Origin of the sequence: Arthrobacter sp. SO3 (genome assembly GCF_020532825.1) — a bacterium.
Classification (GTDB): domain Bacteria; phylum Actinomycetota; class Actinomycetes; order Actinomycetales; family Micrococcaceae; genus Arthrobacter.
Genome location: NZ_MQTS01000175.1, coordinates 1 through 4,846, shown reverse-complemented (window position 1 = coordinate 4,846; position 4,846 = coordinate 1). Strand labels below are relative to the sequence as shown.

The following is a 4,846-nucleotide window of genomic DNA, read 5'->3' as shown; positions in this document are numbered from 1 at the left end:
CCTCGGAGGCGGTGGGCTGGGGGGAGGGGCTCGATGGCCAGGGCGTTGGCGTGGGCCGCTTGAGCGGCCCGGTGAGGCCGCCAGCCAAACCATTGAGGTCAGCGGACAGCAGGTCCGTCCCGGGAGAAACTGAGGCAGGGGCCGGTAGCCCCGTGGCGGCTTGTGAGGCGGGCGCGCCTGCGGATAGAGCCAGCACCACTCCGAGCGTTGCGGATGCCATGCCGCGTCGAAGTCCCCCATGGTGACCGGCCTGCGTTGTGTGGACGTAAGACCTGCGAGTAACCATGGTCATCGAGCCTAGCCGTCGCATTACGCGGGGGAAAATTTGCTGTTCGCCCTGATTCCCGGTAACCGGAGCCGGGATTGGCACCGGGATATTGGGCCCGGATTTTGGGCCCCGGCGCGGCTCAGGACAGCAGTTTCCTGACCTGTTTCGGGGTGTCGGCAACGATCGCTGCGAGGCCGTTGCCGGAAAGCCAGCCACCCACCACGGCCAGGGTGCCGTCCGCCGCGCAGATGCTCCGCACCTCGGCGACGCGGCGTTTGTGTCCGAGCGAGGCGAAGGGCAGTGCCCCGCCCCAGCGCACGACGTCCCAGTCCACCACATCCCCGCCGGTGATCGGCACGGAGAGCAGAGAGGATGCGTCCTTCAGGGCAGCCGCGAACAGCTCGGCGTCGGTGCGGGGCTCCGGGCGTGCCTGGGCCCCGTGCCGGGCGTCGCCGCGACCGTAGGACAGCCGGACAACATGGGTGCCGGGGCCGGCCTGGTCTGCCAGCCACGCCCATTTGGCGGTGGCATGGGTGAGGGCCTTGGCCTGGATCCCCGGGCTCTGCGGTGCGACCAGGACCCCGGTCCCCCGCGGCCTGGCGTCCAGCTGCGGCAGATCCACCACCAGCGTGACCAGGCTGACGTCGGGCCCGGCCTCGGGGCGCCGGCCGGCAAGTTCCGGCAGGGCGCCAGCGAGCAGCGCTACGGCGGCGGGGCCGTCCACAGCGACGACCAGCAGCCCGGCGTCGTGCTCGGTGCCGCCGGCGGAAACCCGCCAGCCGCCGGCAGTGCGCTCCACGGTGTCGGCCCGTGTGCCTCCCAGCAGCGTCACGCCCTGGCGGCGCAGCTCGGCCAGCAGTGCGGAGACGAGGGTGTGCATGCCGCCGCGCAGTCCGGCGACGGCCGACCCCGCCTTCTGCAGCCCGGATGGCGCCGGTGACGCCGTCCCGGGGTGTGATCCAGTGCGTTGGGCCGCGACGGCGGCGGCAAGGGACCCGTGCTCCCGGATCCCGGCGCGCAGGCCAGGTGCCACCATGTCGATGTCGAGGACGTCCGGGTCTGCGGAGTGGACGCCGCCGACAACGGGTGCCACAAGGCGTTCGAGCACGCGCCGGCCCATCCGCGCGCGGACCAGCGCCGAGACACTCGTGGCCTCCGCCTTGGTGCCCAGCGAGGCGGGCAGCAGTTTGTCGAGCGAGGCACGGAGTGAACCCGTGAGGCCCAGGGAGCGGCGGACTTCCGGGTCCCAGGGGTTGGCCGGGATGCCGAGGACCCCGGTGCGGGGAAGTTCACGCGGGCCGTCGGGCAACTGGACCCAGGCGCCACCGGGATTGGGTGCCACGATGCTGGCGGCCAGGCCGAGCTCGCCGGCCAGGTCGGCCACGGCGGAGGAGCGGGTGGCGAAGGACTCGGCGCCGCTGTCCAGGGTCAGCCCGGCCACCACGTGGCTGCCGACGCAGCCGCCCCAGGCACCGGAGGCCTCCAGGACCGTGGTGCGGACGCCGGCCCGGGCGAGCTCGCGGGCAGCGAGCAGTCCCGAGACCCCGCCGCCCACCACCACGGCGGTCTGCGCTGCGGCTCCCGGTGCGGTGCCGCCCGCTGCCTCCACGCCCTACTCCGGGGAGATCGAGTGGATAAGTTCGACGACGCGCGTCAGCACGTCAGGATCGGTGCCCGGGGGCACGCCGTGGCCGAGGTTCAGCACGTGTCCCGGGGCCGTGGCGCCGGCGGCGATGACTTCGCGGACGTGTGCTTCCAGCACCTCCCACGGTGCGGACAGCAGGGCCGGGTCGATGTTGCCCTGCAGCGGCACCGAGCCGCCCAGCCGGCGGTTGGCTTCGTCGAGGGGCAGCCGGTAGTCCACCCCGACGACGTCGACGCCGACGTCGCGCATGGCGACGAGCAGTTCCGAGGTGCCGGTGCCGAAGTGGATCAGCGGGGCCCCGAGGTCCCGCACGTGGTCCAGTGCACGGGACGAGGCCGGAGCGACGAAGCGCTGGTAGTCGGCCAGGCCGAGCGAGCCCGCCCAGGAGTCGAAGAGCTGGCCGGCGGAGGCGCCGGCTTCCAGCTGTGCGCGGAGGAACATGCCTGAGGCGTCCGCGGCCCAGTTCGCCAGCGCAGTCCAGGTCTCGGGATCGGCGTGCATCATGGTGCGCGGGCCGAGGTGGTCGCGGGACGGCTTTCCTTCCACCATGTAGGCGGCGAGCGTGAACGGGGCGCCGGCGAAGCCGATCAGCGGGGTCTTCCCCAGCTGGGCCACGGTCAGCCGGACGGCTTCCCGGATCGGCTCCAGGGCTTCCCAGGTCAGCTGGGGCAGCGCGGCGACATCGGCTGCGGTGCGGACCGGCTTGTCCAGGACCGGACCGACGCCGGGGACGATATCGACGCCGACTCCAGCCAGCTTGAGCGGAATGACGATGTCGGAGAAGAAGATGGCGGCGTCGACGTCGTGGCGGCGGACCGGCTGCAGGGTGATCTCGGAGGCCAGCTCGGGGCGCAGGCAGGAGTCCAGCATCGCGACTCCCTCGCGCAGCTTGAGGTATTCCGGCAGCGAGCGGCCGGCCTGGCGCATGAACCAGACAGGCCGGCGGGAGGGCTTGCCGCCGCGGTAGGCGGTGATCAGCGGGGAATCCGCGGTGCGGCCGTCCATCAGCGGGTGCCCGGCGTCGAGGCCGGAGATTTCAGGAGTTGCCGCAGTGCGAGGAGTCATGCCTTCGATTGTGCCGAAAATCGGCCCCAAAAGATAACGACAGACTGTCACGGGCGCTGGGCGGGCCCGGGCGGTGGCGGGAATCACATACCGGTGTGTGCGGTCACATGCCGCCTGGTTGTTCTACGCGGGCACGAAAAAGCTATGATTGTCCTGCTGTGGTTCTTTTTTCTCTGGTGGCGACCCACGCCGACATCGACCTCGAGACCGTTGCTCAATTGAGCACCGGCGCTTCAGAGCTCGCCACATCCGCCCTCGCCGGATCGCCGGCCGTGGCGGGTGCCATTGTGCTTGCCACCTGCAACCGCTTCGAAATCTACGGTGAAGCGTCCCGCCCGGACGACGTCGACGACGCCCGCGCGGCCCTCATCGCCCAGCTCAGCGGATCCACCGGACTCAACGAACAGCTTGTCGCGCGGTCCTTCAACACCCGAACCGGCCCGGACGTCACCAAGCACCTCTTCTCGGTCAGCTCCGGGCTGGACTCCGCCGTCGTCGGTGAACGCGAAATCGCCGGGCAGGTGCGCCGGGCACTGATTACCGCCCAGCACGAGGGCACGGCCAGCTCCGGCCTCGTCCGGCTGTTCCAGGCGGCGTCGAAGACCGCCAAGGACGTCGGAGCCCAGACCGCCCTGGGCGCGCGCGGCCTCTCTGTGGTCTCCGTGGCCCTGGATCTCGCCACCGAGCTCTCCGTGGACCCCGACTGGTCCACCAAGACGGTTGTCGTCTTCGGCACCGGCGCCTACGCCGGCGCTACCATGTCCCTGCTTCGCGAACGCGGCTGCACCGACGTCTCTGTCTACTCCTCCTCCGGCCGCGCCGCCGGTTTCGTCGCCACCCGAGGCGGCACCGCGCTGGATGGCGAAACCCTCCCGGCCGCCGTCGCGGCCGCAGACGTCATGATCGGCTGCAGCGGCGCGGACACCCGGGTCGAGGCCGGGGAACTGGCCAGGGTCCGGGCGGACTCACCGCACCCCCTCATAGCCATCGATCTGGCCCTCACGCACGACTTTGATCCCGCGGTGGGAGGACTCGACGGCGTCGAACTCCTCACGCTGGAGTCGGTCCGTCTGGCCGCCCCGCAGGAGCAGGCCGAATCTCTGGCCCAGGCCAGCAGCATTGTGGCCGGCGCAGCCAGCGCTTTCGAACAGGAACGCGAGGCCCGATCGGTGGACTCTGCAATTGTCGCGCTGCGCCGGCACACCATGAACGTGCTGGACGCGGAAATGGAAAAGGTCCGGGCCCGGCACGGCTGCACCGCCGCGGCCGAGGAAGTTGAATTCGCGCTCCGCCGGATGGTCAAGCAGCTGCTGCACGTCCCGACGGTCCGGGCCCGCGAGCTCGCCGCCAATGGCCAGCAGGAAGACTATGTCGCCGCCCTGGAGGCGTTGTACGGCATCACGGTCGAACAGCCCGCGGCAAAAGCGTCAGACGCCGGATGCCCGGTCGAACACCAGGAACGTCCCGCCCCGGGCGGCGTGCGGGAAACCGCCTAGGCAGCACCTCCCGATTCGGCAGTCGAGGACCGCGCCGCCGCGCTGAGCTCACTGCAAATGTAGCCTTGGTACCGCCGGACTGGGTGCTGAAGAATCAACGCCCGGAAGCACTCGTTTGGAGCGAGATCCCCTCCGATTGTCGTTCGTTCCAGGTTCACGCGGCAACCAGCCAGTTACTGTCAGAGGCCCCTTATATTCTGTAAGTGTGGACAGCGAAGCAGCGTTCAGTGTGGAGAGCAGGGAGGCCCTGGCGGCCGTCGCCGCGTCCGCGGCTGCGCTTGCTGCGTTCATTGGCGCCAGCACGGACTGTCAGGATCTGCCCTCCGCCGACGCGCTGCCCGGCCCCGACGCCCCCGGTGCCGACGCGCTGCC

General features: G+C 70.8%; 3 protein-coding genes and 1 pseudogene. 1 reads left to right on the top strand and 3 read right to left on the bottom strand.

Annotated elements, in window-relative coordinates; genetic code table 11:
* The 3 genes and pseudogenes from BJQ90_RS16225 to hemE form a co-directional block, all read right to left on the bottom strand.
* Positions 1-220 (bottom strand): annotated as a pseudogene (locus tag BJQ90_RS16225) (hypothetical protein); the annotation flags it as partial.
* Between the two features lie 187 nt (positions 221-407).
* Positions 408-1,877 carry a protoporphyrinogen oxidase gene (hemG, locus tag BJQ90_RS16220; RefSeq protein WP_226761254.1) on the bottom strand — a complete coding sequence of 490 codons (1,470 nt, stop codon included), beginning with the start codon at positions 1,875-1,877 and terminating at the stop codon, positions 408-410.
* A gap of 3 nt (positions 1,878-1,880) precedes the next feature.
* Complete coding sequence (gene hemE / locus BJQ90_RS16215) at positions 1,881-2,978, bottom strand: uroporphyrinogen decarboxylase (RefSeq protein WP_226761253.1); 1,098 nt, start codon at positions 2,976-2,978, stop codon at positions 1,881-1,883.
* A 158-nt stretch (positions 2,979-3,136) separates the two neighbouring features.
* Between hemE and BJQ90_RS16210 the strand changes: the two genes are divergently transcribed.
* Positions 3,137-4,474, top strand: coding sequence for a glutamyl-tRNA reductase (locus BJQ90_RS16210; protein ID WP_226761252.1), 1,338 nt, complete (start codon positions 3,137-3,139; stop codon positions 4,472-4,474).
* Positions 4,475-4,846 lie beyond the last annotated feature (372 nt).